20 protein-coding genes are annotated in these 25831 nt (G+C 70.5%); 10 read left to right on the plus strand and 10 right to left on the minus strand.

Annotated features, from left to right (window positions below; all coding sequences use genetic code 11):
* Window positions 1-17: 17 nt before the first annotated feature.
* The gene (locus FB470_RS16755; protein ID WP_306992640.1) at window positions 18-596 is read right to left on the minus strand and encodes a dihydrofolate reductase family protein; all 579 of its coding nucleotides are present in this window, start codon (window positions 594-596) and stop codon (window positions 18-20) included.
* Between the two features lie 171 nt (window positions 597-767).
* On the opposite strand from FB470_RS16755, the gene FB470_RS16760 reads away from it, so the two are divergent.
* The 7 genes from FB470_RS16760 to FB470_RS16790 all read left to right on the plus strand — a co-directional run bounded on the left by FB470_RS16760 (window position 768) and on the right by FB470_RS16790 (window position 9668).
* Window positions 768-2381: a carboxyl transferase domain-containing protein gene (locus FB470_RS16760; RefSeq protein ID WP_306992641.1), complete on the plus strand. Its 1614-nt coding sequence runs from the start codon at window positions 768-770 to the stop codon at window positions 2379-2381.
* Between the two features lie 5 nt (window positions 2382-2386).
* Complete coding sequence (locus tag FB470_RS16765) at window positions 2387-4348, plus strand: acetyl-CoA carboxylase biotin carboxylase subunit (protein WP_306992644.1); 1962 nt, start codon at window positions 2387-2389, stop codon at window positions 4346-4348.
* Window positions 4345-5499 carry an acyl-CoA dehydrogenase family protein gene (locus FB470_RS16770; RefSeq protein ID WP_306992645.1) on the plus strand — a complete coding sequence of 385 codons (1155 nt, stop codon included), beginning with the start codon at window positions 4345-4347 and terminating at the stop codon, window positions 5497-5499. The genes FB470_RS16765 and FB470_RS16770 overlap by 4 nt, the downstream gene beginning before the upstream one ends.
* A gap of 76 nt (window positions 5500-5575) precedes the next feature.
* Window positions 5576-6067: a SigE family RNA polymerase sigma factor gene (locus tag FB470_RS16775; RefSeq protein ID WP_306992646.1), complete on the plus strand. Its 492-nt coding sequence runs from the start codon at window positions 5576-5578 to the stop codon at window positions 6065-6067.
* Entirely contained in the window at window positions 6064-6888 is an 825-nt protein-coding gene (locus FB470_RS16780) for a hypothetical protein (protein WP_306992647.1), read from the plus strand. Before FB470_RS16775 ends, FB470_RS16780 begins: the two co-directional genes overlap by 4 nt.
* 855 nt (window positions 6889-7743) lie before the next feature.
* Window positions 7744-8577: an SDR family oxidoreductase gene (locus FB470_RS16785; protein WP_370876477.1), complete on the plus strand. Its 834-nt coding sequence runs from the start codon at window positions 7744-7746 to the stop codon at window positions 8575-8577.
* A gap of 53 nt (window positions 8578-8630) precedes the next feature.
* Window positions 8631-9668, plus strand: a complete 1038-nt coding sequence (locus FB470_RS16790) for an alpha/beta fold hydrolase (RefSeq protein WP_306992649.1) — start codon at window positions 8631-8633, stop codon at window positions 9666-9668.
* Here the strand turns inward: FB470_RS16790 and FB470_RS16795 are convergent.
* The 5 genes from FB470_RS16795 to FB470_RS16815 all read right to left on the minus strand — a co-directional run bounded on the left by FB470_RS16795 (window position 9665) and on the right by FB470_RS16815 (window position 15751).
* On the minus strand, window positions 9665-11044 hold the full coding sequence (locus tag FB470_RS16795; RefSeq protein WP_306999310.1) for an FAD-binding oxidoreductase: 1380 nt from the start codon (window positions 11042-11044) through the stop codon (window positions 9665-9667). The genes FB470_RS16790 and FB470_RS16795 overlap by 4 nt on opposite strands.
* 210 nt (window positions 11045-11254) lie before the next feature.
* The gene (locus FB470_RS16800) at window positions 11255-11662 is read right to left on the minus strand and encodes a YybH family protein (protein ID WP_306992650.1); all 408 of its coding nucleotides are present in this window, start codon (window positions 11660-11662) and stop codon (window positions 11255-11257) included.
* A gap of 209 nt (window positions 11663-11871) precedes the next feature.
* Entirely contained in the window at window positions 11872-13080 is a 1209-nt protein-coding gene (locus FB470_RS16805; protein WP_306992652.1) for an acyl-CoA dehydrogenase family protein, read from the minus strand.
* An 18-nt stretch (window positions 13081-13098) separates the two neighbouring features.
* Entirely contained in the window at window positions 13099-14397 is a 1299-nt protein-coding gene (locus FB470_RS16810) for an acyl-CoA dehydrogenase family protein (protein ID WP_306999312.1), read from the minus strand.
* A 172-nt stretch (window positions 14398-14569) separates the two neighbouring features.
* On the minus strand, window positions 14570-15751 hold the full coding sequence (locus FB470_RS16815) for a TetR/AcrR family transcriptional regulator (RefSeq protein ID WP_306992653.1): 1182 nt from the start codon (window positions 15749-15751) through the stop codon (window positions 14570-14572).
* Window positions 15752-15878: 127 nt separating this feature from the next.
* On the opposite strand from FB470_RS16815, the gene FB470_RS16820 reads away from it, so the two are divergent.
* Complete coding sequence (locus FB470_RS16820) at window positions 15879-17090, plus strand: acetyl-CoA C-acetyltransferase (RefSeq protein ID WP_306992654.1); 1212 nt, start codon at window positions 15879-15881, stop codon at window positions 17088-17090.
* 2 nt (window positions 17091-17092) lie between these two features.
* On the plus strand, window positions 17093-19252 hold the full coding sequence (locus FB470_RS16825) for a 3-hydroxyacyl-CoA dehydrogenase NAD-binding domain-containing protein (RefSeq protein WP_306992656.1): 2160 nt from the start codon (window positions 17093-17095) through the stop codon (window positions 19250-19252).
* 595 nt (window positions 19253-19847) lie between these two features.
* On the opposite strand, the gene FB470_RS16830 is transcribed toward FB470_RS16825, so the two are convergent.
* Together FB470_RS16830 and FB470_RS16835 are read right to left on the minus strand one after the other, a co-directional pair.
* Window positions 19848-21401, minus strand: a complete 1554-nt coding sequence (locus tag FB470_RS16830; protein WP_306992658.1) for an acetolactate synthase large subunit — start codon at window positions 21399-21401, stop codon at window positions 19848-19850.
* Window positions 21402-21409: 8 nt separating this feature from the next.
* A complete protein-coding gene (locus FB470_RS16835; protein ID WP_306992659.1) occupies window positions 21410-22783 on the minus strand; it encodes an FAD-binding oxidoreductase in 1374 nt (457 codons plus the stop codon).
* 134 nt (window positions 22784-22917) lie between these two features.
* Here FB470_RS16835 and FB470_RS16840 point away from each other — a divergent pair, with 134 nt between their 5' ends.
* A complete protein-coding gene (locus FB470_RS16840; RefSeq protein WP_306992661.1) occupies window positions 22918-23436 on the plus strand; it encodes a GNAT family N-acetyltransferase in 519 nt (172 codons plus the stop codon).
* Between the two features lie 517 nt (window positions 23437-23953).
* Here FB470_RS16840 and FB470_RS16845 read toward each other — a convergent pair.
* Together FB470_RS16845 and FB470_RS16850 are read right to left on the minus strand one after the other, a co-directional pair.
* Complete coding sequence (locus FB470_RS16845; protein ID WP_306992663.1) at window positions 23954-24454, minus strand: DUF3830 family protein; 501 nt, start codon at window positions 24452-24454, stop codon at window positions 23954-23956.
* A 12-nt stretch (window positions 24455-24466) separates the two neighbouring features.
* On the minus strand, window positions 24467-25726 hold the full coding sequence (locus tag FB470_RS16850; protein ID WP_306992665.1) for an aspartate aminotransferase family protein: 1260 nt from the start codon (window positions 25724-25726) through the stop codon (window positions 24467-24469).
* Window positions 25727-25831 lie beyond the last annotated feature (105 nt).

Below are 25831 nucleotides of genomic sequence, written 5' to 3' on the forward strand. Positions count from 1 at the left end.
CCGCCCCTCGATGGCGCTCAGGTGTGCGGCGTGGGCCGGTAGATCAGCTCCTGCGTGCGGCCGTCGAGCGTCCGGCTCTCCAGAAGCTCCAGGTCGAAGTCGGCGCCGCCCCGGAAGATCGGATCCAGCCCGGTCCGGGCGGTGATCACCGGGAAGAGCGTCACCTGGACGCGGTCGACCAGGCCGGCGGCCATCAGCGTCCGGTTCAGCGACAGGCTGCCGTGTGAGCGCAACGGAACGTCGGACTCCTTCTTGAGCTGGGCGATGATGTCGACGGCGTCGCCGCGCACCACGGTCGCGTCCGGCCAGTCGAGCGGTCCCCGCAGCGTGGACGACACGACGGTCGCCGGCAGGTGCCGCATCCGGGTCACCCACGGGTCGCGGACCGAGTCGTCCTCGGTGCCCGAGGCCAGCATCTGCGTGAACGCCCGGTACGTGTTGGCCCCGAACACCATCCGCTGCTCCTCGTCGTACAAGGCGAGGCGGTGCTCGAGCAGCTCGGGGCCCTGCTTGCCCCAGTAGCCCTGCCAGTCGCCGCCGGCGGCGCCGAAGCCGTCGAGGCTGGTGAAGACGTCGAACGTGTAGGTGGCGGTCATGGTGCCCCTCCTCGGGTGCGGTTTTGCGTGGCTGTCACCTCCACGTCGAACGCGCCCGGCGCCATTCGACACCTTCCCGCCCCCGACCCTGGACAGGGACGTTAGTAGTGGTTAACATCGGTCCATACGTTAACGCCTACTAACCGTGTTCGGCGTCGGACGAGGAGGGGCATGGACTTCCCGGTGCTCGGCACCTCCGCGGACCCGCGAAGCGAGCAGTACGCCCGAAACGCGACTGCCCACGCGGAGCTCACCGAGGATCTGCGCAAGCGTCTGGCGGCCGCCCGCACGGGCGGCCCCGAGAAGGCGCGTGCCCGCCATGTGGAACGCGGCAAGCTCCTGCCGCGCGACCGGGTGGACGCCCTGCTCGACCCGGGCTCGCCGTTCCTGGAGCTCTCGCCGCTGGCCGCGAACGGGCTCTACGACGACGAGGCCCCGGCCGCGGGCATCATCACCGGCATCGGCCGCGTCTCCGGCCGGGAGTGCGTCATCGTCGCCAACGACGCGACCGTCAAGGGCGGCACGTACTACCCGATGACGGTCAAGAAGCACCTCCGCGCGCAGGAGGTCGCCCTGCACAACAACCTCCCGTGCCTCTACCTGGTCGACTCCGGCGGCGCGTTCCTGCCCAAACAGGACGACGTGTTCCCGGACCGCGAGCACTTCGGCCGCATCTTCTACAACCAGGCGACCATGTCCGCCCGCGGCATCCCGCAGATCGCGGCCGTCCTCGGCTCGTGCACGGCGGGCGGCGCGTACGTCCCGGCGATGAGCGACGAGGCGGTCATCGTCCGCAACCAGGGCACGATCTTCCTCGGCGGCCCGCCGCTGGTGAAGGCCGCCACGGGCGAGGTCGTCACGGCCGAGGAACTGGGCGGCGGCGACGTCCACGCCCGCCAGTCCGGCGTCACCGACCACCTGGCCAACGACGACGCGCACGCCCTGTCGATCGTCCGCAACATCGTCGCCACCCTCGGCCCGCGCAGCCCCCGCCCGTGGGAGGTGCGCCAGGCCGAGGCCCCCGTCGTCGACCCGGGCCAGCTCTACGGCGTCGTCCCCACCGACTCGCGCACCCCCTACGACGTGCGCGAGGTGATCGCGCGCATCGTCGACGGCAGCCGCTTCGCCGAGTTCAAGAAGGAGTACGGCGCCACCCTCGTCACCGGTTTCGCGCACATCCACGGGCACCCGGTCGGCATCATCGCCAACAACGGCGTGCTGTTCGCCGAGTCGGCCATGAAGGGTGCCCACTTCATCGAGCTGTGCGACAAGCGCTCCATCCCGCTGGTGTTCCTGCAGAACATCAGCGGGTTCATGGTCGGCCGCGACTACGAGGCGGGCGGCATCGCCAAGCACGGCGCCAAGATGGTGACCGCCGTGGCGTGCGCGCGCGTGCCGAAGCTGACGGTGATCATCGGCGGTTCGTTCGGGGCGGGCAACTACTCGATGTGCGGGCGGGCGTACTCGCCCCGCTTCCTGTGGATGTGGCCCAACGCGCGGATCTCCGTGATGGGCGGCGAGCAGGCCGCGTCGGTGCTGGCGACCGTCCGGCGCGACTCGATCGAGGGCCGCGGCGGCGAGTGGTCCGCCGAGGAGGAAGAGGCGTTCAAGGACCCCATCCGCCGTCAGTACGAGGAGCAGGGCAGCCCCTACTACTCGACCGCGCGGCTGTGGGACGACGGCGTGATCGACCCGGCGGACACCCGCATGGTGCTCGGTCTCGCGCTGTCGGTGGCGGCCAACGCGCCGCTGGAACCGGTCGGCTACGGCGTTTTCCGGATGTGAGGGGCATGTTCGACACCGTCCTCATCGCCAACCGCGGCGAGATCGCCGTCCGCGTCATCAGCACGCTGCGGCGCCTGGGCATCCGCTCGGTCGCCGTCTACAGCGACGCTGACGCGGACGCGCGGCACGTGCACGAGGCCGACACCGCGATCCGCATCGGCCCGGCGGAGGCGACGCGCAGCTATCTGTCCATTCCGGACGTCGTCCGCGCGGCCGTCGAGTCCGGCGCGCAGGCCGTCCACCCCGGATACGGCTTCCTCGCGGAGAACGCCGAGTTCGCGGCGGCGTGCGAGAAGGCCGGGCTGGTCTTCATCGGCCCGCCGGTGAGCGCGATCGACGCGATGGGCGACAAGATCCGCGCCAAGGCGACCGTGTCCGCGGCCGGCGTCCCGGTCGTCCCCGGACTGTCCGATGTGGACGACTTCGCGAAGGCCGCGGACGAGGTCGGCTACCCGTTGCTGCTCAAGCCGTCCGCGGGCGGTGGCGGCAAGGGCATGCGGCTCGTCACCGAACCCGGCGAGCTGGCGGCCGCCGTCGAATCCGCCCAGCGGGAGGCCCGCTCGGCCTTCGGCGACGACCGGCTGCTGCTGGAGCGGTTCGTCACCACGCCCCGGCACATCGAGATCCAGGTGCTCGCCGACGCCCACGGCACGGTGCTGCACCTCGGTGAACGCGAGTGCAGCCTGCAGCGGCGGCACCAGAAGATCGTCGAGGAGGCGCCGTCGGTGCTGCTCGACGAGGAGACCCGCGCACGCATGGGCGCCGCGGCCGCCGAAGCGGCCCGTTCGGTCGGCTACGTCGGCGCGGGTACCGTCGAGTTCATCGTCTCCGCGCGCAAGCCGGACGAGTTCTTCTTCATGGAGATGAACACCCGCCTGCAGGTGGAGCACCCGGTGACCGAGATGGTGACCGGCCTCGACCTGGTCGAGTGGCAGGTTCGGGTCGCGGCCGGTGAACGACTGTCCTTCACCCAGGACGACATCCGGCTCGACGGGCACGCGGTCGAGGCTCGCGTCTACGCGGAGGACCCGGCGCGCGGGTTCGTCCCCACCGGCGGCACCGTGCTGGCTCTCGACGAGCCGCGCGGCCAGGGCGTGCGCGTCGACTCCTCGCTGGCCGAGGGGCTCGTGGTCGGGTCGAACTACGATCCGATGCTGGCCAAGGTGATCGCGTGGGGCCCGGACCGCGCATCGGCCCTGCACCGGCTCGACCGGGCGCTGGCCGGCACGGCCGTGCTGGGTGTGCCCACCAACGTGACCTTCCTGCGCGCGCTGCTCAACGACGCCGACGTGCGGGCCGGGAACCTCGACACCGGCCTCGTCGAGCGGCGCCTCGACGACCTGGTCGAGTCGCAGGTGCCGGAGGAGTTCTTCGTCGCGGCCGCGATGGACCGGCTGCTCGGCCTGGTGCCCGCCGACGGGTCCGACCCGTGGGCGGTGCCCAGCGGCTGGAGGCTCGGCGGTCCGGGCGGCGTCACGTTCCGGCTGCGGGCCGGGGACGCCGAGGCGCTCGTCACCGTCGAGGGCTCGCCGGACGCCGCACGGGTGACTGTGGACGGTGGCGAAGCGATCCCGGTTTCCGCCCAGCGCAAGGGGAACCGGCTCGAGGTGCACTACGGCGGCGAGTTCCGCCGGTACCTGCGCGCCGACGCGCCGCAGGACCGGGTGTGGCTGGGCCGGGACGGGCACGGTGTCGTGGTCGGCGAGCGACCCAACCTGCTCGCCACGCACGGCGAGGCGAACGCGGCCGGTCCGGTGACCAGCCCGATGCCGGGCACGGTGCTGGTGGTCAAGGTCGCGCAGGGCGACGTGGTGAGCGCGGGAGCGCCGCTGCTGGTCGTCGAGGCGATGAAGATGGAACACACGCTGGTCGCCCCGGTAGACGGCGTGGTCGAGGAACTCCGCGTCCAGGTGGGCCAGCAGGTGGCCCTCGACGAGACGCTCGCGGTGGTCAAGGAGCAGAAATGATCGACTTCCGGCTCGGCGAAGAGTACGAGGCGCTGCGCAAGACCGTGCACGACTTCGCGCAGACCGAGGTCGCCCCCGTCATCGGCGGCTTCTACGAGCGCGAGGAGTTCCCGTACGAGATCGTGCGCGGCATGGCCCGGATGGGCCTGTTCGGGCTGCCGTTCCCCGAGGAGTACGGCGGCATGGGCGGCGACTACTTCGCGCTGTGCCTGGCGCTGGAGGAGCTGGCCAGGGTCGACTCGTCGGTGGCGATCACGCTCGAGGCGGGCGTGTCGCTGGGCGCGATGCCCGTCTACCGGTTCGGCTCGGCGGAGCAGAAGGAACGCTGGCTGCCGCAGCTGTGCTCGGGTGAGGCGCTGGGCGCGTTCGGCCTGACCGAACCCGGCGGCGGCTCGGACGCCGGCGCGACCCGCACCACGGCCAAGCTGGACGGTGACGAGTGGGTGATCAACGGCAGCAAGTCGTTCATCACCAACTCCGGCACCGACATCACCCGGCTGGTCACGGTCACCGCCGTGACGGGGGAGAAGCCCGGTGGCGGCAAGGAGATCTCGGCGATCATCGTGCCGTCCGGCACCCCCGGGTTCACGGTCGCGCCGAAGTACTCGAAGGTCGGCTGGAACGCCTCGGACACCCACGAACTGTCCTTCGCGGACTGCCGGGTGCCCGCGGAGAACCTGCTCGGCGAGCGCGGCCGCGGGTACGCCCAGTTCCTGTCCATCCTGGACGAGGGCCGGGTCGCGATCGCGGCGCTGAGCGTCGGGCTCGCGCAGGGGTGCGTCGACGAGTGCCTGCGCTACGCCCGTGAGCGGGAGGCGTTCGGGCACCGCATCGGCGAGTACCAGGCCATCCAGTTCAAGATCGCGGACATGGAGGTCCGCGCCCACACCGCACGCCTGGCCTACTACGCGGCCGCGTCGAAGATGCTGCGCGGCGAGCCGTTCAAGAAGGAGGCCTCGATCGCCAAGCTGGTCTCCTCGAACGCGGCGATGGACAACGCCCGCGACGCGACGCAGATCTTCGGCGGGTACGGGTTCATGAACGAGTTCCCCGTCGGCCGGTTCTACCGGGACGCGAAGATCCTCGAGGTGGGTGAGGGCACCAGCGAGGTGCAGCGCATGCTGATCGCCCGTGAGCTGGGGCTTCGGTGAACCCGGTGCGCTGAGGCAACCTGCCGCGCCTCCCGCGCGTGTACCCCCGGGACGAGCCGGGACGGCGGGGGGCGCGGTGGACGAGGATTTCGCGGAGTTCGTACGGGTGGCGCTACCCGGGCTGCTCCGTTACGGCCATCTCCTGACCGGCAATCCGCACGACGCGGCTGACCTGGTGCAGATCGTGCTGGAGAAGATCGGCGTCCGCTGGTCGTCGTTGCGCGCCGCCGAGAGCCCGCTGCCGTACGTGAAGCGGGCCATGGCGAACACGCACGTCAGCCGGTGGCGCAGCAGGCGGCGGGAGAACCTGGTCGCCGACATCCCGGAGCCTCCGCCGGTCGCCCCGGTCGATCGTCTCGAGAACGAGCCCCTGTGGCTGGCGCTCGCCGATTTGCCGCCGCGGCAACGGACCGTCATCGTGTTGCGTTACTACGAAGGACTGTCCGAGGCCGAGATCGCGGCGGCGATGCGGATCAGCCCGGGGACGGTGAAGAGCCAGGCCAGCAAGGCGCTGGCCGGTCTGCGGGGGAAGTTGGGGAGCCTGGTTTTGGCGGGGGACGAGTCGTGAACCTCGAAGACGAGCTGGACCGGCTGTTCCAGGACGAGCGGGTCGACGTGCCCGTGCGGCCCGGTGCCGAGCTGCTGATCGTGGCCGGCGCGCGCCGGCGGCGACAGCGGCGCCAGGCGGCGACGGTGGTCGGCGGCGCGATGGCGGTCGCCGTGGTGGCCGTGGCGGGCATCGCGCTCGGTGGCGTCGGCGGGGGCACCGACGACACGCTGCCCGCGACCAACCTGCCGCTCACGACGCTTCCGTCGAGCGCCGTGTCCGTGTCCGGCCCGCCCCCGGTGCCGACGGCGGATTCCAGCAGCGTGCCGCCCCCGTCGTCGGCGGTGTCCGCACCGGCGACCGTGCCCGGTTCGAACGTCGCCACCCGGAGCGCCCCGAGGACCACCGGCGCGGCGACGAGCTCCCAGCAGCGGCCGGCTTCGACGGACAAGACGCTCGGGCCGACCGGCTGGGGCCGGCTGGTTCTGGGGATGAGCGAATCGGCGGCCGTGGCCACGGACGAGTTCGACATGTCGGAGGGCGTGTCCGGCAGCCCGTGCCACCGCTACTGGCTGCGTGGCACCAACGATGCGCCGGTGGACATCTCGCCGACGTACGGGGTGGCCCGCATCCCGGCGAAGACGGGCGTGACGACCCCGGAGGGCCTGGGAGCCGGTTCGACGGACGCCGAGGTGATGGCCGCGTACCCGAACGCCACGACGGCCGACTACACCATCACGGCGCCAGTGCCGGGCAACCCCAAGGCGGTGTACGTGTTCCACACCAGTCCGGCGCAGAAGGTCTTCAGCCTGGACCTCGAACTGGCGACGCACAACTGCTGAGGGCCGAGGCGGGACACGCACGATCCGGCGACCGGCAACGCAAGGCGACGTGGGCCCCACGAGACCTCCCGACGCCCGGCAACGCCAGGCGACGCACGGCCTCCCCAGACCTCCCGGCGGCCTGCGACGCAGGCGAGGCGCGGCCTCCCTAGACCTCCCGGCGGCCTGCGACGCAGGCGAGGCGCGGACCCCACGAGACCTCCCGGCGCCCGGCAACGCCAGGCGAGGCAGGCCCCCACCAGCCGAACCGGAACCCGGCAACGCTAGGCGAGGTGTGCCCCTCACGAGGCCTCCCGCCGGCCGGCAACGCAAGCCGGCACACGGACTCCCCAGACCTCCCCCGCCCCCGATCCCCAGCCCGCCTTTGGTCGCCGATCAGGCGTGTCAAGGTACTCTTTCCCGCCTTGACACGCCTGCTCGGCGACCGAAAACACTCCACCCGGAGGGGGCGGGGGAGGTCGGCACCCAAGGCGACCGCTCAGCGCCGTGAGGCGCCCTGCCGCCGCGAAGCGGCGAAAAGAAAAAGATCAAAAGATGTCCTCGCCGGACGGGCAGGCTCCGGGATGGCCGGGGAATGCAGGCCGCGTCACCTCATGCAGTGGGTCGCTGGGTGGTCATCCCGTCGCCTGATTGAGGCCTATCACTGTGAGCCAGGCCCGCACGCTTTGTGTTCTTCGGCTCGCGACCCGGCGCAGGGTGCGGGCCTGGCTCACAGTGATGTGACGGCCTCAGGCGACGGGATGACCACCCAGCTCCTTTTAGGGCAGGGCGCTTCCGCGCGGACGCCTGTTCCTGGCCACTTCGGACGGTCGCCGAGTGTGACACCTCTGGCGCGAGTGTTAGTTACCCGGCAGTATGGTCGCCATGGCAACGTTGCATGGCAAGGTCATCGTGATCACCGGGGGCGCGCAGGGCATCGGCGCCACCACCGCTCGCGCCCTCGTCGGCCGGGGTGCGAAGGTTGCGATCGGCGACCTGGACCCGGTCCTGGCCGACAAGACCGCCGGTGAGCTGGGCGGCGACACGATCGCCCTGCCCCTGGACGTCACCGACCACCGCGGTTTCACCGAGTTCCTGGACGAGGTCGAGCGCCGTCTCGGCCCGATCGACGTGCTGATCAACAACGCCGGCGTGATGCTGCTGTCGCCGCTGGCCGACGAGGACGACGCCGCGACGGCCAAGCAGATCGACGTCAACCTGAGCGCGGTCATCCACGGCACCCGCGAGGCGGTGCGTCGCATGCGCCCGCGTGGCCGCGGCCACATCGTCAACGTGGCGTCGATGGCGGGCAAGGCCGGATTCCCCGGCGCGGCCACCTACTGCGCCACCAAGCACGCGGTGGTGGGGCTGTCCGAGGCGGTGCGGCAGGAGCTGCGCGGGTCGGGTGTGGACGTTTCGTGCGTGATGCCCGCCGTGGTGCGCACCCACCTGGCGGACGGGCTGCCGGAGACGAAGCTGTTCCCGTCGCTGCGGCCGGAGGACGTCGCCAAGGCGATCGTCGAGGCGCTGGAGAAGCCGCGGTTCGACGTGTTCGTCCCGAAGTCCCTGGACGTGACCGGCCGGGTCAGCCGGCTGCTGCCGCGCGCGGTCGCCGAGTGGTTCATGCGGGCGATCGGCGCGGACAAGGTGTTCACGCAAGCGCATGCGGGTGCTCGCGCGGAGTACGAGGCGAGGGTGAGGCGGCCGTGAAGTAGCGTCGATCCGGCGGACAGGATCCAGACGTGAACGGAGTTGCGAGGTAGATGCTGACACCTCCGGTGGCCGCGATGGCGGCGAACGCGCTCGGCGTGCTGCGCGGCGGCCTCGCCGACCTGCGACCGGTGCCGCGCGTCCTGGTCGACCAGGGCCCCAACCGGTCGCTGTACCGGATGACCCCGTCGCCGGACGGTGACCCGGTGCTGCTCGTGCCGCCGCTGGCCGCCCCGGCGTTGTGCTTCGACCTGCGGCGCGGCTGCAGCCTCGCCGAGCACCTCGTCGACCGGGGGCGCCGCACCTACCTCGTCGACTACGGCACGGTCGCGTTCTCCGACCGGCGGCTGGGCATCGAGCACTGGATCGACGAGGTGCTGCCGCGGGCGATCCGCAAGGTCAGCGAGGACTCCGGCGGGCGCGGCGTGCACCTGGTCGCGTGGTGCCTGGGCGGGCTGTTCGCCCTGCTGACCACCGCGGACCGCCCGGATCTGCCGGTGCGGTCGATCACCACGGTGGCCTCGCCGGTCGACTTCACCGCCATCCCGCTGGTCGCGCCGTTCCGTCCGCTGGTCGACCTCACCGGCGGCTACCTGCTGACACCGCTGTACCGGATGTTCGGCGGCGCACCGTCCTATGTGGTCGAGCGGGTGTTCTGGGCGACCGGGATCAACAAGCAGATCACCAAACCGCTGGCGATCCTGCAGAACCTCGGCGACCGCGACTACCTCGCCCAGATCGAGGCGGTCGACCACTTCATGGACAACATGATCGCCTACCCCGGCCGCACGTTCGGCCAGATGTACCACCGGTTCTTCCGGGCCAACGACCTCGTCGAGGGCGGGCTCGACCTGAACGGGCGGATCATCTCGCTGTCCGGTGTGCAGGTGCCGACGCTGGTGGTCGCCGGGCGCAACGACACCATCGCCCCGCGGCGCGCCGTGGAGCGGCTGGTGCCGTTGCTGGAGAACGCGCCGTCGGTGCGGTTCGAGACGGCCCCGGGCGGGCATCTCGGTGTCCTGACCGGACGCCGCGCCCGGGACACGACGTGGCGTTTCCTCGACGAGTTCCTGGACGAGCACCTGACCTAGGCGGGTTCGATGGCGTGCCAGCGGTTGAAGACGTTGTGCGGGTCGAATTCGGCCTTGACGCGTTGCAGGCGCCGGTAGTTCTCCTCGCCGTAGCCCGCCACGATGCGGTCGGTGCCTTCGTTGCCGATGAAGTTCAGGTAGACGTCACCGGTCGCCCACGGTTTCATGTCGGCCCGGAGGTTGCGGGCCCAGGCGATCGCGCGTTCGTCGTCGGCGGGGGCGGCCCACAGGCCGAGCGGGTGCACGGCCCACTGGGAGTCCCGGTTGAAGCCCGGCCATTCCCGGCCCCGCCCGACCGCGCCGCCCCAGGGCAGGAGCACTTGCTGCGACGGTGACGGCGTGACCATGTCGTAGGCGCGTTCGCAGAACCGGTCCAGCGCCTCGTCCGGGAGCTCGCGCAGGTTCTCGTCGGACCAGTAGTTGCGGAAACCGGGCGGGTCGTCGAGCATGCACTGCAGGTCGGCGTAGGGGACGTCGGCGATGACTTGGCCCTGGGGTGCGGTCGCCAGGAGCGGCCCGATGACGTCGTGCAGCGCGGTTTCCGGTCCGAGGTGGGTCACCAGGACGCCGCAGCAGAGCTGGCCGACCAGGTGTCCCGGCACGAACTCCTCGGGCGGGCCGGTCATGAAGAGCAGGGCGCCGCCGACGTCTTCGGGTGCGGTGCGGATGAGGTCGCGGTAGACGCCGGCAACGGCGCGGCCCTGGTCGGCGGGCCACAGCAACAGGGCGATCGAGAACTCGGGCACCTCGTGCAGGCGGAAGGTGAGTTCCGTGGCAACGCCGAAGTTGCCGCCGCCGCCGTGCAGGGCCCAGAACAGGTCGGGGTTCTCCTGCTCGCTGGCGGTGACTTCGCGACCGTCGGCGGTGACGAGGTCGACGGCGAGGAGGTTGTCGCAGGCGAGGCCGAACTTGCGCTCGATCCAGCCGGAGCCGCCGCCGAGTGTGAGGCCGGCGACGCCGGTGGTCGACACGCGGCCGCCGGTGGTGGCGAGGCCGTGCGGCTGGCAGGCCCGGTCGAATTCGCTCCACACCGCGCCGCCACCGACCTTGGCGGTCTGCGTTTCCGGGTCGACGACCACGGCGTTGAGGCGCCGCAGGTCGACGACGAGGCCGCCATCGACGAGGCACGCCCCGGCGACGCTGTGACCACCCCCGCGCACGGCGACCGGCAGGCCGTTTTCGGTGGCGTACCGGAGCGCCGCTTTGACGTCCGCGACTGTGGCGCACTGGGCGACCACGCGCGGACGGGCGGTGAGCATGGAGTTGAAGACGCCGCGGACGTCCTCGTAGTCGTCGTCGAGCTCCGTCACGATCCGGCCGTCGAAGTCCGAGCGCAACCTTTCCACCGCGGCGGGCTCGATCAGGTGATCAGTCATCGTGCCTCCCTTCGGGATCAGTGGGGAAAGTCGCATCCCGCGGGCGGTTGTTACAGATTTCGGCACGTGGACTGAGGATTCGACGAGGAGGAAGATCTTGTGTGGACGGTCGCCCGGTCGCTGGTGGATCTCCCGCGGCACGGCGAGCAGGGTGTCGATCCGGCCGGCGATCCCGTGCTGGACGGCCTGCTCGTCGAGAGCGGCGAGGTGTCAGGCGTTGTCCGCGGCCACTGTGTCGGCGTGGCGGTGGACGACCTTCCACTCCCCGTTCTCGCGGCGGTAGATCTGGGTCGCGCGCAGGGTGTAGTCGCGGGGTTCCCCGTTCACCGACGCGCTCGTGTGCTCGTAGCCGACCGTATACGCCAGGTCGCCCTGCACGTCGGCCGCGACGGGTTCGTAGCGGTAGGACGTGCAGTTCGAGAAGGAGTTTTCGAGCCGCCGGAACACCTTCTCGACCTCCTCCGGCCCGTTCGCGTTCAACCAGGCGCCGAGGATCGTCACCGGGGCCGTCCGGGACCAGATCGCACGCCGGGCCCCGGCGTCACCGTTGTGCAGCGCGATCTCCGCGTCGCGCCATCGGGAGTCCAACCACGCGAGGAAGTCGTCGCGATCGCTCATGGTCCACCTCCAGGGCCTGTGGACCCCTCATTGAACGCCCACGCGGGCCGCGACACCAGCCACGTCGACCGGACCTGGTCGATCAGCGGCAACGGCCGGCTCTCACCGGAGCGCGGCGATCGTCATCACCGTCGATGCGGGCGAGGCCGAGAGCGCACCGCCCGGCTCGCAACATCAGGCGAGCCGGGCGGTTTCCCGTGCCTCACAACCTACTTCAGTTCCGCCGAAGTCTTCCCCAGCAACCGGCGCGCCACGATGAGCTGCTGGATCTGCTGCGTGCCCTCGAAGATGTCCAGGATCTTGGAGTCCCGGGCCCACTTCTCGAGCAGCATCTCTTCCGTGTAGCCGAGCGTGCCGATCAGTTCGACGCACTTCAGGGTGATGTCGACGACCGACCGGCCCGCCTTCGCCTTCGCCATCGAGGCTTGCAACGAGTTCGGCTTGCGGTTGTCGGCCATCCAGGCCGATTCCAGGGTCAGCAGGTACGCCGCTTCGTAGTCGGCTTCCAGCTCCAGGTACGCGGCCGCCGCGGCGTGCTGCTGGTGCGCGGGCCGGTCGTAGTCCACCACGACACCCGCCTCGGCGAGGATGCGCGCCGTCTCCTCGAGCGCGGCCCGCGCCAGGCCGACCGCCATCGCCGCCACCAGGGGCCGCGTGTTGTCGAAGGTCTGCATGACCCCCGCGAAACCCTTGGAGGTGTTGATCTCCGGCGATCCGAGCAGGTTCTCCTTGGGCACTCGGCAGTTGTCGAACCGCAGCACCGCGGTGTCCGACGCGCGGATGCCGAGCTTGTGCTCCAGCCGCACCACCTCGAAACCCGGCGTGCCCTTCTCCACCACGAACGACTTGATCGCGGCCCGCCCGACTGACTTGTCCAAAGTGGCCCACACGACCACGGCGTCCGCGCGGTCGCCCGACGTCACGAAGATCTTCTCGCCGTTGAGTACGTAGCTGTCGCCGTCCTCGGTGGCGGTCGTGGTGATGTTCGCCGAGTCCGAACCGGTGCCGGGCTCGGTGATCGCCATCGCTGCCCACGTCTTCGCGAACCGGGCCAGCTGCTCGTCGTTCGCGACGGACGCGATCGCCGCGTTGCCCAGGCCCTGCCGCGGCATCGACAGCAGCAGGCCGACGTCACCCCAGCACATCTCGATCGTGCCGAGCACGGTCGCCAGGTTGCCGCCGTTGCGGTTCCCGGTCGCCTTCTCCTTCTCGTTGCGCCGCACGCCCGCCGCGCCCGCGCCGCCCTCGCCGGAGGAGTTCAGCCCGTCCAGCACCGCGGCGAACATGTCCAGCTCGACCGGGTACTCGTGCTCGGCGCGGTCGTACTTCCGCGAGATCGGCCGCAGCACTTCCGACGCCGCCTGGTACGCCTGGTTGATCAGCGCCCGGGCCTTCTTCGGGGTTTCCAGATTGATCATGATGACCTTCCCAGGCTGTCAGAGGAGGACGACGCCCTCGAGTACACCGATCGCACGCAGGTCGCGGTACCACCGCTCGACCGGGTGCTCCTTCACGAACCCGTGCCCGCCGAGCAGCTGCACCCCGGCGCTGCCGATGCGCATGCCCTTGTCGGCGGCGAGCCTGCGGGCCAGCGCGACCTCGCGCGCGTACGGCTTCCCCTGCTCGGCCCGCGCCGCGGCGCGCAGCATGACCAGGCGCATGCCCTCGAGTTCGATCGCGATGTCGGCGACCGAGAACGCGACGGCCTGCCGGTGGCTGATCGGCTCACCGAACGCCGTGCGCTCGTTCACGTAGGGGATCACGTAGTCCAGCACGGCCTTCGCGGTGCCGGTGGCCAGCGCGGCCCAGCCCAGGCGGGACAGGCGCACGGCCTCGGTGAAGACCTCCGGCGACCCGCCGCCGAGCAGTGCTCCCGCCGGCAACGACACCTTCTCCAGGTGCAGCTTTCCGGTCGCCGCGCCACGCAGGCCCATCGCGGGCTCGGCCTCGATCGACACTCCGGCGGTCGACGACTCGACGAGGAACAGCGCCGGCCCGCGCCCTTCGAGGTCGGCCGACACGATGAACAGTTCCGCCTGTGCCGCGCGCGGCACCAGCGACTTCACGCCGTCCAGCTGGTAGCCCTTCGGCGTGCGGCGGGCCTTGGTGGCGGGCTTGAAGGGGTCGAACAGCGGCTTGGACTCCAGCAGGGCCAGCGCGGCGGCCGGCACGTTCTCACCCACGAACTCGGGCAGGTAGTCGGCCTGCTGCTGCGCGTCGCCCCACAGGACGAGCGCGTTGCTGACCGCCGACGGCGCGAGCACCGCGACGGCGAGACCCAGGTCGCCGTGCGCGAGGGCCTGGGCGACCAGCGCGTTGGTGACGACGGACCGCTCGGCGCCGGCGCCGCCCAGCTCCTCCGGGATGCCGATGAGCGTCACGCCCAGCTCGGCGGCGCGGGTGAGCAGGCCCTCGGGCGGGGAGAGCTTCTCGTCCGCCTCGGCCGCCGCGGGACGCAGCTGCTCGGCGGCGAACTCGCCCACCGTCTCGACGATCATCTGCTGGTCTTCGGTCGGCGTGAGGTCGAACAGACCCTTGTCCTCGGCCGGGGCCGGGCGCGTCGCGTCACCGCTGCGCTTCCGTGGCCCGGCGAAGGTCCGGCTGGCCGCGCCGGCGACCTTGAAGCCGTTCCTCGTCGCGGCCGAGACCAGGTTCTGCACCGGCTGCCGCAGCCCGGCGCGTTCCAGGGTCCTGCTGCCCGCGAGCCGGGAGAGGGCGGCCAGGCCGAGGCCCATCACGTCCCGCTTCCGGGCACTGTTCTCCCTGAGCGCTGCCACTTCGCACTCCCATCGCCGTTACCTACTCGTGAGTAGGTTAGCGCACGGGGCAGGCGAGCGCCACCCGCCCCGGGGGGCGCTGGGCCACCGTGGGGTCGGCAAGCCGACGGCGGCGAGAGTGATTCCGTGGTCAGTCCAGGCCGAGCACGGCGGCCATCAGGACGCGCAGCTCGCCCGCCAGGCCGGGCCGCTGGTTGACCCGCCGGGTCCGCGACAGGTCGTTCGCGATGGTCAGCGCCGCGTGCACGGTGATCTTCGCTTCGCGCGGGTTCAGCGACGGCTGGGCCGCGCCGAGCAAGGCGACCCACTGTGACACGTAGTCACGCTGGATGCGCAGCAGTTCGGCGCCCTCCTCCTCCGCGTAGTTCACCGCGTCGGCGGAAAACGACACCGCCAGCTCGGCCGAGCCGGTCAGCACCCGGACGTAGGAGTCGATGAGCCCGCGCAGCGCCTCGGTCTCGTCGGCGCTGCTCAGGCGCACGCGCTCGGCGTCCAGCAGCAACCGGTCGGCCGCCCGGCGCGCGATCGCGCTCAGCAGGGCCGCCTTGCTGGCGAAGTGCCGGTACACGCTGGGGCCGGCGATCCCGGCCGCCGCGCCGATGTCCTCCATGCTCACCGCGTGGAAGCCCTTGCGCTGGAACAGCTCCGCGGCCGCCGACAGGATCTGCTCGCGCCGCGACGGCGCCCCGACCCCCGGTGAGACCGCGGGCGCCGGCTCCGGCGCCGGACCGGGCAGTCGCACGTGCAACACGCGCCGGGCCAGTGCGGCCAGCAGTTCGGCGAACCGTTTCCGCGCCACCGCCGTCCGGTGCACCGAAACGCTGCCGAACACGCTCATCGCGGCCCAGCACAGCAGCTCCGCGTCGTCCGGTTCCAGGTCGGGACGCAGGTTCATGAGCTCCTTGGCCCACGACGTGAGCAGCGCGGTCGACCGGCGACCGATCTCGCGCTGGTCCTCCGGCGTGAGGTGCTTGCCCTCCCACCGCCACAGCGCCGCCACGTCCCGACGCTCCACCGACGCCTCGGCGATGCCCCGCAGCAGCCGCTCCACCTGGGCGCCGTCCGGCCGGCGCAGGCTCGACAGCGCGGCCGCGGTCGCGTCCTCCATCTCCTGCACGCCGCCGAGCAGCACGTACGCCAGGATCGCCTGCTTGTCCGCGAAGTGCCGGTACACCGCGGGCCCGGTGATGCCCGCCGCCGCGGCGATGTCGTTGATGCCCACGCCGTGGTAGCCGCGGGCGCGGAACAGCTCGGCCGCAAGGGCGGCCAGCTGGTTCCTGCGGTCCGGACGACGGCTCGATGTGCTCGGCATGGTGATCCCACTCTAGCCGGAGTGAGAACCCACGCAAGCGGTTGACACCAGGGGATTCAGGGGCAGTATGTTAGTGACAATTAGCGTCAGACCCAGACGGATGCAGTAAGCAGGAAGGACCGTCGGTGTGAGCAACGAGGCATACATCTACGAGGCGATCCGGACGCCCCGTGGCAAGAACAAGGGTGGATCCCTGCACGGGGTCAAGCCGATCGATCTCGTGACCGGACTCATCCACGAGCTCCAGGCGCGGCACCCGGGCCTCGACCCGGCCGCGATCAACGACATCGTCCTCGGCGTGGTCTCGCCGGTCGGGGACCAGGGCGCGGACATCGCGCGCGCCGCCGCGATGGCCGCGGGCCTGCCCGACACCGTCGCCGGTGTCCAGCTCAACCGCTTCTGCTCCTCGGGTCTGGAGGCCGTCAACCAGGCCGCCGCCCGGGTGCGCTCCGGCTGGGAGAACCTGATCATCGCCGGTGGCGTCGAGTCGATGTCGCGCGTGCCGATGGGCTCCGACGGCGGTCCGATGTTCACCGACCCGGCCACCAACTACGACACGTACTTCGTGCCGCAGGGCATCGGCGCGGACCTGATCGCCACCGTCGAGGGCTTCAGCCGCGAGGACGTCGACGCCTTCGCGGTGCGCTCGCAGGAGAAGGCCGAGGCGGCCTGGTCCGGCGGCTACTTCGCCAAGTCGGTCGTGCCGGTCAAGGACATCAACGGCGTCACGATCCTCGACCACGACGAGCACCGCCGCCCCGGCACCACGCTGGAGAGCCTGGCCAAGCTCAAGCCGGCCTTCGAGACGATCGGCGAGTTCGGCGGCTTCGACGCGGTGGCGCTGCAGAAGTACCACTCGGTCGAGAAGATCAACCACGTCCACACCGGCGGCAACTCCTCCGGGATCGTCGACGGTGCCGCGCTGGTGCTGATCGGCAACGAGCAGGTCGGCAAGGATCTGGGCCTGACCCCGCGCGCCCGCATCGTGGCGGCCGCGATCACCGGCTCGGACCCGACGATCATGCTGACCGGCCCGACCCCGGCCACCAAGAAGGTCCTCGAGATCGCCGGCATGACCACCGACGACATCGACCTGTTCGAGCTGAACGAGGCGTTCGCGTCGGTCGTGCTCAAGTGGATGAAGGACCTCAAGCTGCCGGACGAGAAGGTCAACGTCAACGGCGGGGCGATCGCGATGGGCCACCCGCTCGGCGCGACCGGTGCCATGATCCTCGGCACCATGGTCGACGAGCTGGAGCGGCGCCAGGCGCGGCGCGCGCTGCTGTCGCTGTGCATCGGCGGCGGAATGGGTATCGCGACGATCATCGAGCGGGTGTGATCATGACCAACACTATTCGCTGGGACCAGGACTCCGACGGCATCGTCGTGCTCACCCTGGACGACCCCAACCAGTCGGCCAACACGATGAACGCCGACTTCCGCGAGTCCTTCAAGAACACGGTCGAGCGTCTGGAGTCCGAAAAGGACTCGATCACCGGAGTCGTGATCACCTCGGCGAAGAAGACGTTCTTCGCGGGTGGTGACCTGCGCGACCTGATCCAGGCCACGCCGGAGCACGCGGCCGAGATCACCGAGAGCACCAACGCCATGAAGGCCCAGCTGCGCAAGCTGGAGACCCTGGGCAAGCCGGTCGTCGCCGCCATCAACGGCGCCGCGCTCGGCGGTGGCCTGGAGATCGCGCTGGCCACGCACCACCGGATCGTGGCGGACGTGCCGGGCACCGTCGTCGGCCTGCCCGAGGCCACGCTGGGCCTGCTGCCCGGCGGTGGCGGCATCGTGCGCACCGTGCGGCTGCTCGGCATCCAGAGCGCCGTGCTGAACGTGCTCGTGCAGGGCCAGCGGCACAAGCCGGCCAAGGCGCTGGAGCTCGGCCTCGTGCACGAGGTCGTGTCCAGTGTGGACGAGCTGCTGCCCAGGGCCAAGGAGTGGATCAAGGCCAACCCCGAGGCCCAGCAGCCGTGGGACGTCAAGGGCTACAAGATGCCCGGCGGTTCCCCGTCGAACCCGAAGTTCGCGGCGAACCTGCCCGCGTTCCCGGCCAACCTGCGCAAGCAGATCAAGGGCGCCCCGATGCCCGCCCCGCGCGCCATCCTGGCCGCGGCGGTCGAGGGTGCGCAGGTCGACGTCGAGACCGCGGCGCAGATCGAGACCCGCTACTTCGTCAGCCTGGTCACCGGCCAGGTCGCGAAGAACATGACGAAGGCGTTCTTCTTCGACCTGCAGCACATCAACTCCGGCGGCTCCCGCCCGGACGGGTACGAGAAGTACCGGGCGCAGAAGGTCGGTGTGCTGGGCGCGGGCATGATGGGTGCCGCGATCGCGTACGTGTCGGCGAGGGCCGGCATCGAGGTCGTGCTCAAGGACGTCTCGCTGGAGGCGGCCGAGAAGGGCAAGGGCTACGCGGTCAAGCTCGAGGAGAAGGCCCTCTCGCGTGGCAAGACCACGAAGGAGAAGTCGGACGCGCTGCTGGCCCGCATCAAGCCGACGGCCGACCCGGCGGACTTCGCCGGTGTCGACTTCGTGATCGAGGCCGTGTTCGAAAGCCAGGAGCTCAAGCACAAGGTCTTCGGCGAGATCGAGAACGTCGTCAACCCGGACGCCGTGCTCGGGTCGAACACCTCCACGCTGCCCATCACCGGCCTCGCGCAGGGCGTGCAGCGGCAGGAGGACTTCATCGGCATCCACTTCTTCTCGCCGGTCGACAAGATGCCGCTGGTGGAGATCATCCGCGGCGAGAAGACCTCGGACGCCACCCTCGCGAAGGTCTTCGACTACACGCTGCAGATCAAGAAGACCCCGATCGTGGTCAACGACAGCCGCGGCTTCTTCACCAGCCGGGTGATCGGCACGTTCATCAACGAGGCCGTCGCGGCGGTCGGCGAGGGCGTCGAACCGGCGACGATCGAGCAGGCCGGTTCGCAGGCCGGGTACCCGGCCCCGCCGCTGCAGCTGATGGACGAGCTGACCCTGACGCTGCCGCGCAAGATCCGCGAAGAGACGAAGGCGGCGATCGAGGCGGCCGGCGGCACCTGGCAGGGGCACGCCTCCGAAGCGGTGATCGACCGGATGATCGACGAGTTCGACCGCAAGGGCCGTTCGTCCGGTGCCGGCTTCTACGAGTACGAGGACGGCAAGCGGGTCCGGATCTGGCCCGGCCTGCGGGAGGCGTTCAACTCCGGCAGCGCCCAGGTCCCGTTCAAGGACCTGCAGGAGCGGATGCTGTTCGCCGAGGCGCTGGAGACCGTCCGGTGCTTCGACGAGGGTGTCTTGACTTCGGTGCAGGACGCCAACATCGGCTCGATCTTCGGCATCGGGTTCCCGGCGTGGACCGGTGGTGTCATCCAGTACATCAACCAGTACGAAGGCGGGCTGCCCGGCTTCGTGGCGCGGGCGCGCGAGCTGGCGGAGAAGTACGGTGAGCACTTCCAGCCGCCGGAGTCGCTGGTGAAGAAGGCCGAGGCGGGCGAGAAGTTCGAGTAAGCCGTTCGACGGAAATGCGCCCTTCCCAGATGGGGGAGGGCGCATTTTCTTTTTTCACGCACCTCCAGGCGCCCGGCAACGCAAGCCGCACACACGGCCTCACGAGGCCTCCCGGCGGCCGGCAACGCGAGGCGAGGTGCGGCGTCACCAGACCTCCCCCGCCCCCGATCCCCAGCCCGCCTTTGGTCGCCGACCAGGCGTGTCAAGGTACTCTTTCCCGCCTTGACACGCCTGCTCGGCGACCGAAACCCTCCTCCCGGAGGGGGCGGGGGAGGTCGGCACCCAAGGCGACCACCCAGCGCCGCAGGCGCCCACCGCCGCGAAGCGGCGGGAAAAGATCAAAAGAATGTCCTCGCCGGACGGGCAGGCTCCGGGATGACCGGGGAGCGTTGTCGGCTCGGCTTGGGTGGGTGGTCGCTGGGTGGTCATCCCGTCGCCTGATTGAGGCCTATCACTGTGAGCCAGGCCCGCAAGCTTGGCATGTCATCTCGCGCGGGTGCCGGGGGTGCGGGCCTGGCTCACAGTGATCGAGACGGCCTCAGGCGACGGGATGACCACCCAGCTCCACTTTGGGAATCTACGGCGCTGAGCGCCGTCAAAGCAGTGGGGGCACCGCTGCATCGATCAGGTGCGGGCCGGGTTCGGTGATGGCCTTGCGGAACTGTTCGGCCAGCTCCTCGGCCGTCGTGGCCCTGGTTGCCGGCACGCCCATGCCCTCCGCGATCTTCACGAAATCGAGGTCCGGCCGGGCCAGGTCGAGCAGGTCCGTCGCCTTCGGGCCGGCCGCCTCGGCGCCGACCCGCTGCAACTCCATGCGCAGGATCGCGTACGCGTGGTTGTTGAGGATCACCGTCGTCACGTTCAGGTTCTCCCGCGCCATCGTCCACAGCGCCGAAATCGTGTACAGCGCGCTGCCGTCCGCCTGCAGCGCGATCACCGGGCGATCCGGCGCCGCGATCGCCGCACCGACCGCGGCCGGCAGTCCCTGTCCGATCGCGCCCCCGGTCAGCGTCAGCACGTCGTGCCGGGGAGCGCCGGCCGTGGCGCCCGGCAGCAACAGCCCCGAAGTGTTGGCCTCGTCGGAGATGATCGCGTTCTCCGGCAGCAGCGCCCCGATCACCTCGACCCAGTTCTGCACCGTCAACGGTCCACTCGGGACAGCGGGGCGGGACGGTTCCTGCAGGACGGGCTCGGTGCCCGGCGCGACCTCGGCGGCGAGCGCTTCCAACGCCGCCACCACGTCCTGATCCAGTTCGGCCAGCGTGTGCACCTGCGCACCTTCCGGGACCAGGTCGCTCGGCTTGCCCGGGTAGGCGAAGAACGACACCGGCGCCTTCGTCCCCGCCACCACGACGTGCCGGATTCCCTCCAGCTGCCACGAAACCTGTTCGGCGAGGTAGGCCAGGCGCTCGATGGTCGGCAGTCCGGCGCCGCGCTCGAGGCGCGCGGGGAAGGTCTCCACGAACGGCTTCGCCCCGGTCGCCGTCGCGATCCGGCTCGCCGCCCGCAGCCCGGCTTCCCGGCACGCGGCCCCGCCGATCAGCAACGCCACCGGCTCACCCGAGCGCAGCACCTCCGCCACCGCCTTCACGGTGGTGTCCGAGACGGTCTGCGGGACGCGCGGCGGCACCGGCTTCACCGCGACACCACCGTCGCCCCACGAGACGTCCGCCGGCAGGATCAGCGTCGCCACCCGGCCCGGCGCCTCCTGCGCCGCGGCCACCGCGAAAGCAGCGTCGGCGCCGACGTCCGCGCTGCTCGCCGACCGGCGCACCCAGCCCTCGAGCGAACCGGCGATCGCCTCGATGTCCGATTCCAGGGGTGCGTCGTACTTCTTGTGGTAGGTCGCGTGGTCGCCGATCACGTTCACCACCGGCACGTGGCCGCGCCGGGCGTTGTGCAGGTTCGCCAGGCCGTTGCCCAGGCCGGGCCCGAGGTGCAGCAGCGTCGCCGCCGGCTTGCCCGCGATCCGCGCGTAGCCGTCGGCGGCACCGGTCACCACCCCCTCGAAGAGGGCGAGCACACCACGCATCTCGGGCACCGAGTCGAGCGCGGCGACGAAGTGCATCTCCGACGTGCCGGGGTTGGAGAAGCACACGTCGACGCCCGCGTCGACGAGCGTGCGGATCAGGGACTGCGCGCCGTTCATCTCACTCCTCAGTCGAACAGGACATCCGGGTTCAGGATGCCCTTCGGGTCGAAGGCCTGCTTGATCCGGCGCAGCAACGCGACCTTGCCCGGGTCCTCGAGCGCGACGAAGTGGTCCTTCTTCGCCTGCCCGATGCCGTGCTCACCGGAAATGGCCCCACCCACCGCGATGCCCGCGGCGAAGATGTCGTGCAACAGCGCGTGCCGCTTCTCCGGATCCTTGCAGAAGATTCCCAAGTGGACGTTCCCGTCACCGGCGTGGCCGCAGCCGATCGCGCCCGCTTCGGCGGCCGCCGCGAGCTCCCGGACCTTCGCGAGGAAACCGGGCATCTCGGCGCGCGGTACGACGACGTCGATCACGTCGTCGGCGCCCGCGGCCTTGGCAGTCCAGAACGCCTTCTCACGCGCCTCGATCAGCTTGCGAGCCGACCCGCCGTCGAGCACGTACACGTCGCTCGCGCCCAGCTCGCCGAGCAGTTCGCCGGCGCGCTGCACGTCGCCGTCGAGCCGGTCGCCGTCCCGGTTCTCCAGGCCCACCACCAGATACGCCTGGGTCGCGTCGCGGACCTCGTCCGGGACGCCCAGCGACAGCTTCTCGTTGTAGCTGATCGCGGCCATCGTCAGGTTGTCGATGTACTCGAGGATGTTCGGGGTCAGGCCGCTCGCGATGATCTCCGGGACCGCGCGCATCACCTGGTCGAGGTCGCCGAACGGGGCGAGCAGTGTCGCCGCGTGGGCCAGGCGCGGGTGGAGCTTGACGCTCACCTCGGTGACCAGCGCGAGGGTGCCCTCGGAGCCGATGATCAGCTGGGTCAGGTCGTAGCCGCTGGAGATCTTGGACGTCTTGCCGCCGGTGCGGATGATCTCGCCGGTGGGCAGGACCGCCTGCAGTCCCACGATGTTGTGCCGGGCGACGCCGTACTTCACGGCGCGCATGCCGCCGGCGTTGGTGCCGACGTTGCCGCCGACGCTCGCGCTCAGCTCGCCCGGGTAGACGGTGTAGGCGAGGCCGGCTTCCGCGGTCGCCTCGTCCAGTTCGGCGAGGGTGACGCCGGGCTGGACGACGGCCACCTGGTTCGCCGTGTCGATCTCCAGCACCGCGTTCATCCGCTCGAACGAGATGAGCAGGCCGTTCTCGCGCGGGCGGGCCGCTCCGGACAGGCCGCTGCCCGAGCCGCGCGCGGTGACGGGGAGGTCGTTTTCGGCGGCGAGGGCCAGCAGCGCCGCGACCTCCTCCGCGGTGGCGGGTTTGGCCACGTGCGCGGGCTTCGCGGCGCCGACCGTCAGGGATTCGTCGTGCGCGTAGTCGTCGGGGACGGCGTCCCCGCTGAGGAGGTTGCGCTCGCCGACGATCTCGGCGAGCCGCCCGGTGACGTCGCCCATGACGTGCCCATCCTTTCCCGCGCCTGCCCGTAGACCCGCAGCGTAGTACGGCGCCGCGCCCGACTGGAAGTGAAATTGATTCACGTTCGGCGGCGCGGTTGATCCGTGGCGGTCGTGCGCGGGAAGATCCGGTCATGGAGATCCGGCCGGCCGCGGCCGGTGACGTTCCGGAGATCGCCGAGGTGCACGTACGCTCCTGGCAGGAGGGGTATCGCGGCCTGCTGCCACCGGATGTGCTCGACGTGCTGGACCCGGCGCAGCGGATCGAGCGGTGGAGCCGGATCGTCGCCGGGAACGCGCTGCCACGTGAGGGCACACTGGTCGCCGTGCGGGCGGGGGCGCTGCTCGGCTTCGTGAACCTGGGGCCGAGCCGGGACGAGGGCGGGGATGGGGATCGGACCGGGGAGATCCGGTCGCTCTACGTCCGGCCGACGGCCTGGCGGGGCGGTGTCGGGCGGCGATTGCTGGCGGAAGCGCTGCGCTCCCTCACCGCTGCGGGGTTTCGAACCGTGTCGTTGTCGGTTCTGGACGGGAATGTCCGCGCGATGCGGTTCTATTCCGCATGCGGTTTCACGCCGGACGGCACCGTCGAGGACGCCCGTCACGCGGGATTGGACGTGCGCACCGTGCGCTACCGGCGAGACCTTCCCTGACGACACGGGTGCGGGGCCGGTCCGCGCCAACGTACCGGCCCCGCTGCTCAGGCGATCAGGTCAGACCAGCCAGCCGAGGGCGTGCGCGAGGCCGGCCAGGATGTTGCTGACGATGTCGTGGCCGTGGTGAAAGTGCGCGGCGAACATTCGGAGGGGCTCCTTACGGAATCAAATCTCGTTGCGAATCCGACTGCTTTCGAAAGCAAGCGAAGATTTTCAGGTCCCCTCGGAACTGTCAAACCGCCCGGGAAAGGCGCGCGCCGGACGGAAAGCGCTTCCGAAAATCTCGACAGCCTAAACATGTAACACTTTCGGGTTTGCGACCGGGGGTGCCACGGCGCCGTCGGTAGCGCGATCGGGCGGGGTCACCTGGGTGAACGTCGATCTTGGTTCAACGCTCCCGGGTGAACGCCCGCCCGATCGGGTGATCATGCTGCCACGTAAGGTGATTCCCCTATTATCACGCTAATGAGTGACGGGGAACCGGGGTTCTGCCCCTAACGACCCCAGGTCGGGGTCACTCCGCGCGGGCGAAGGAGAGCGTTTCGCCCTCGACGCCGCGCAGCCACAGGTCCTGGGCGGCCGCCGCCATTTCGGGCAGGCCTTCCACGATCGTGGCGAACACGTTGCCCGGGACCCAGCCGGCGTCGCCGTTGATGAGCAGGTTGTTCCGGCCGTAGAAGATGGCCAGATCCGTGGCGCCCTGATCGCTGTGCGCCGCACTGCTGTCTTCGTACCCGTACGCGGGATTTCCGATTTCCCACGCCTCGAATCCGAAATAGACGACGTCACCGGGAATGGGCGTGATGGTCGGGTTCTCCCGGCCCGGTTTCGGGTCCGCGAACGGCGGCACCAGCGTGTAGACCTCGTTGCGGGCGTACTTCGCGTGGTAGGCCGAACCGCTCTGCGGCAACGCGTCCCACACCGCCTGGCAGGTCCGCGGCGCCTCCGCGTCCAGCAGCACGGCACGGCAGGACACGCCGCGCTTGTCGAGCGAAATGGTGATGTAGCGGGCCAAAGTGCCTTCTCCCTACTTGGAACCGGTGACGGTCGCGACGGTCTCGGCCCAGATGGCCAGCGCGTCGTCGATCTGGGAAGCGGTGACCACGAGCGGCGGGATCATCCGCACGACGTTGGAGTACGCGCCGCAGGTGAGCAGCAGCAGCCCGCGGCGCGCCGCCTCCTGCTGCGCGGCTGCGGCCGTCGCGGTGTCCGGCGTGCCGTCGGCCTTGGTGAACTCCGACCCGACCAGCAGGCCCAGCCCGCGCACCTCGCCGATCTCCGGCGTCTTGTCGCCGATCAGCCGCGCGCCCTCGAGCAGCTGCTTGCCGCGCGCCGCCGCGTTCTCGACCAGGTTCTCCTCCTCGATCACGTCGAGGGTGGCCAGTGCGGCCGCGCACGACACCGCGTTGCCGCCGTACGTGCCGCCCTGCGAACCCGGGAACGCCTTGGCCATCAGCTCCTGCGATGCGGCGATGCCGGACAGTGGGAACCCGGACGCCAGGCCCTTCGCGATCAGCACGACGTCCGGCCGCACGCCGAAGTGGTCGTGGCCCCAGAACCGGCCGGTGCGCCCGAACCCGGTCTGGATCTCGTCGATCACCAGCAGGATGCCGTGCTTGTCGGCGCGCTCGCGCAGTCCGGCCATGAACTCGGAATTGGCCGGCACGTAGCCGCCCTCGCCGAGCATCGGCTCGATGAAGAACGCGGCGGTCTCGTTCGGGGCGCTGACCGTCTGGAACAGGTAGTCCAGCTCGCGCAGCGCGAACTTCGTCGCGGTTTGCTCGTCCCACCCGTAGTGGTAGGCGTAGGGGAAGGGCGCGACGTGCACGCCGCCCATGAGCGGAGAGATGCCGGCGCTGAACCGCGTGCCGGAGGTGGTCATGGAGGCGGCGGCGACCGTGCGGCCGTGGAACCCGCCCTGGAAGACGATGACGTTCGGCCGGCCGGTGGCCTGCCGGGACAGCCGCAGCGCCGCCTCGACGGCCTCGCTTCCCGAGTTGGCGAAGAACAGCGAGTCCAGGCCGGTGGGCAGCACGTCGCCGAGCCGCTCGACCAGCTTGAGCAGCGGCTGGTGCATGACGGTCGTGTACTGCGCGTGGATGACCTTGCCGATCTGCTCCTGCGCGGCCTTGACCACCTTCGGGTGGCAGTGGCCGGTGCTGGTCACGCCGATGCCGGCGGTGAAGTCGAGGTGACGGTTGCCGTCGACGTCGTAGAGGTAGGCGCCTTCGCCGTGCTCGACGACGACCGGAGTGGCCTGCTTGAGCAGGGGGGAGAGCTGGGCCATGACGGCGGAACTCCTAACGGGGTAGAGGGAATCCGGTCGCGAGCGCGAACTTGTAGATTGTTGACAATCTGTCTAGCATGGCCCGTGGACAGGCGCAAGGTTGAT

The sequence above is a fragment of the Amycolatopsis thermophila genome, assembly GCF_030814215.1.
Classification (GTDB): domain Bacteria; phylum Actinomycetota; class Actinomycetes; order Mycobacteriales; family Pseudonocardiaceae; genus Amycolatopsis_E; species Amycolatopsis_E thermophila.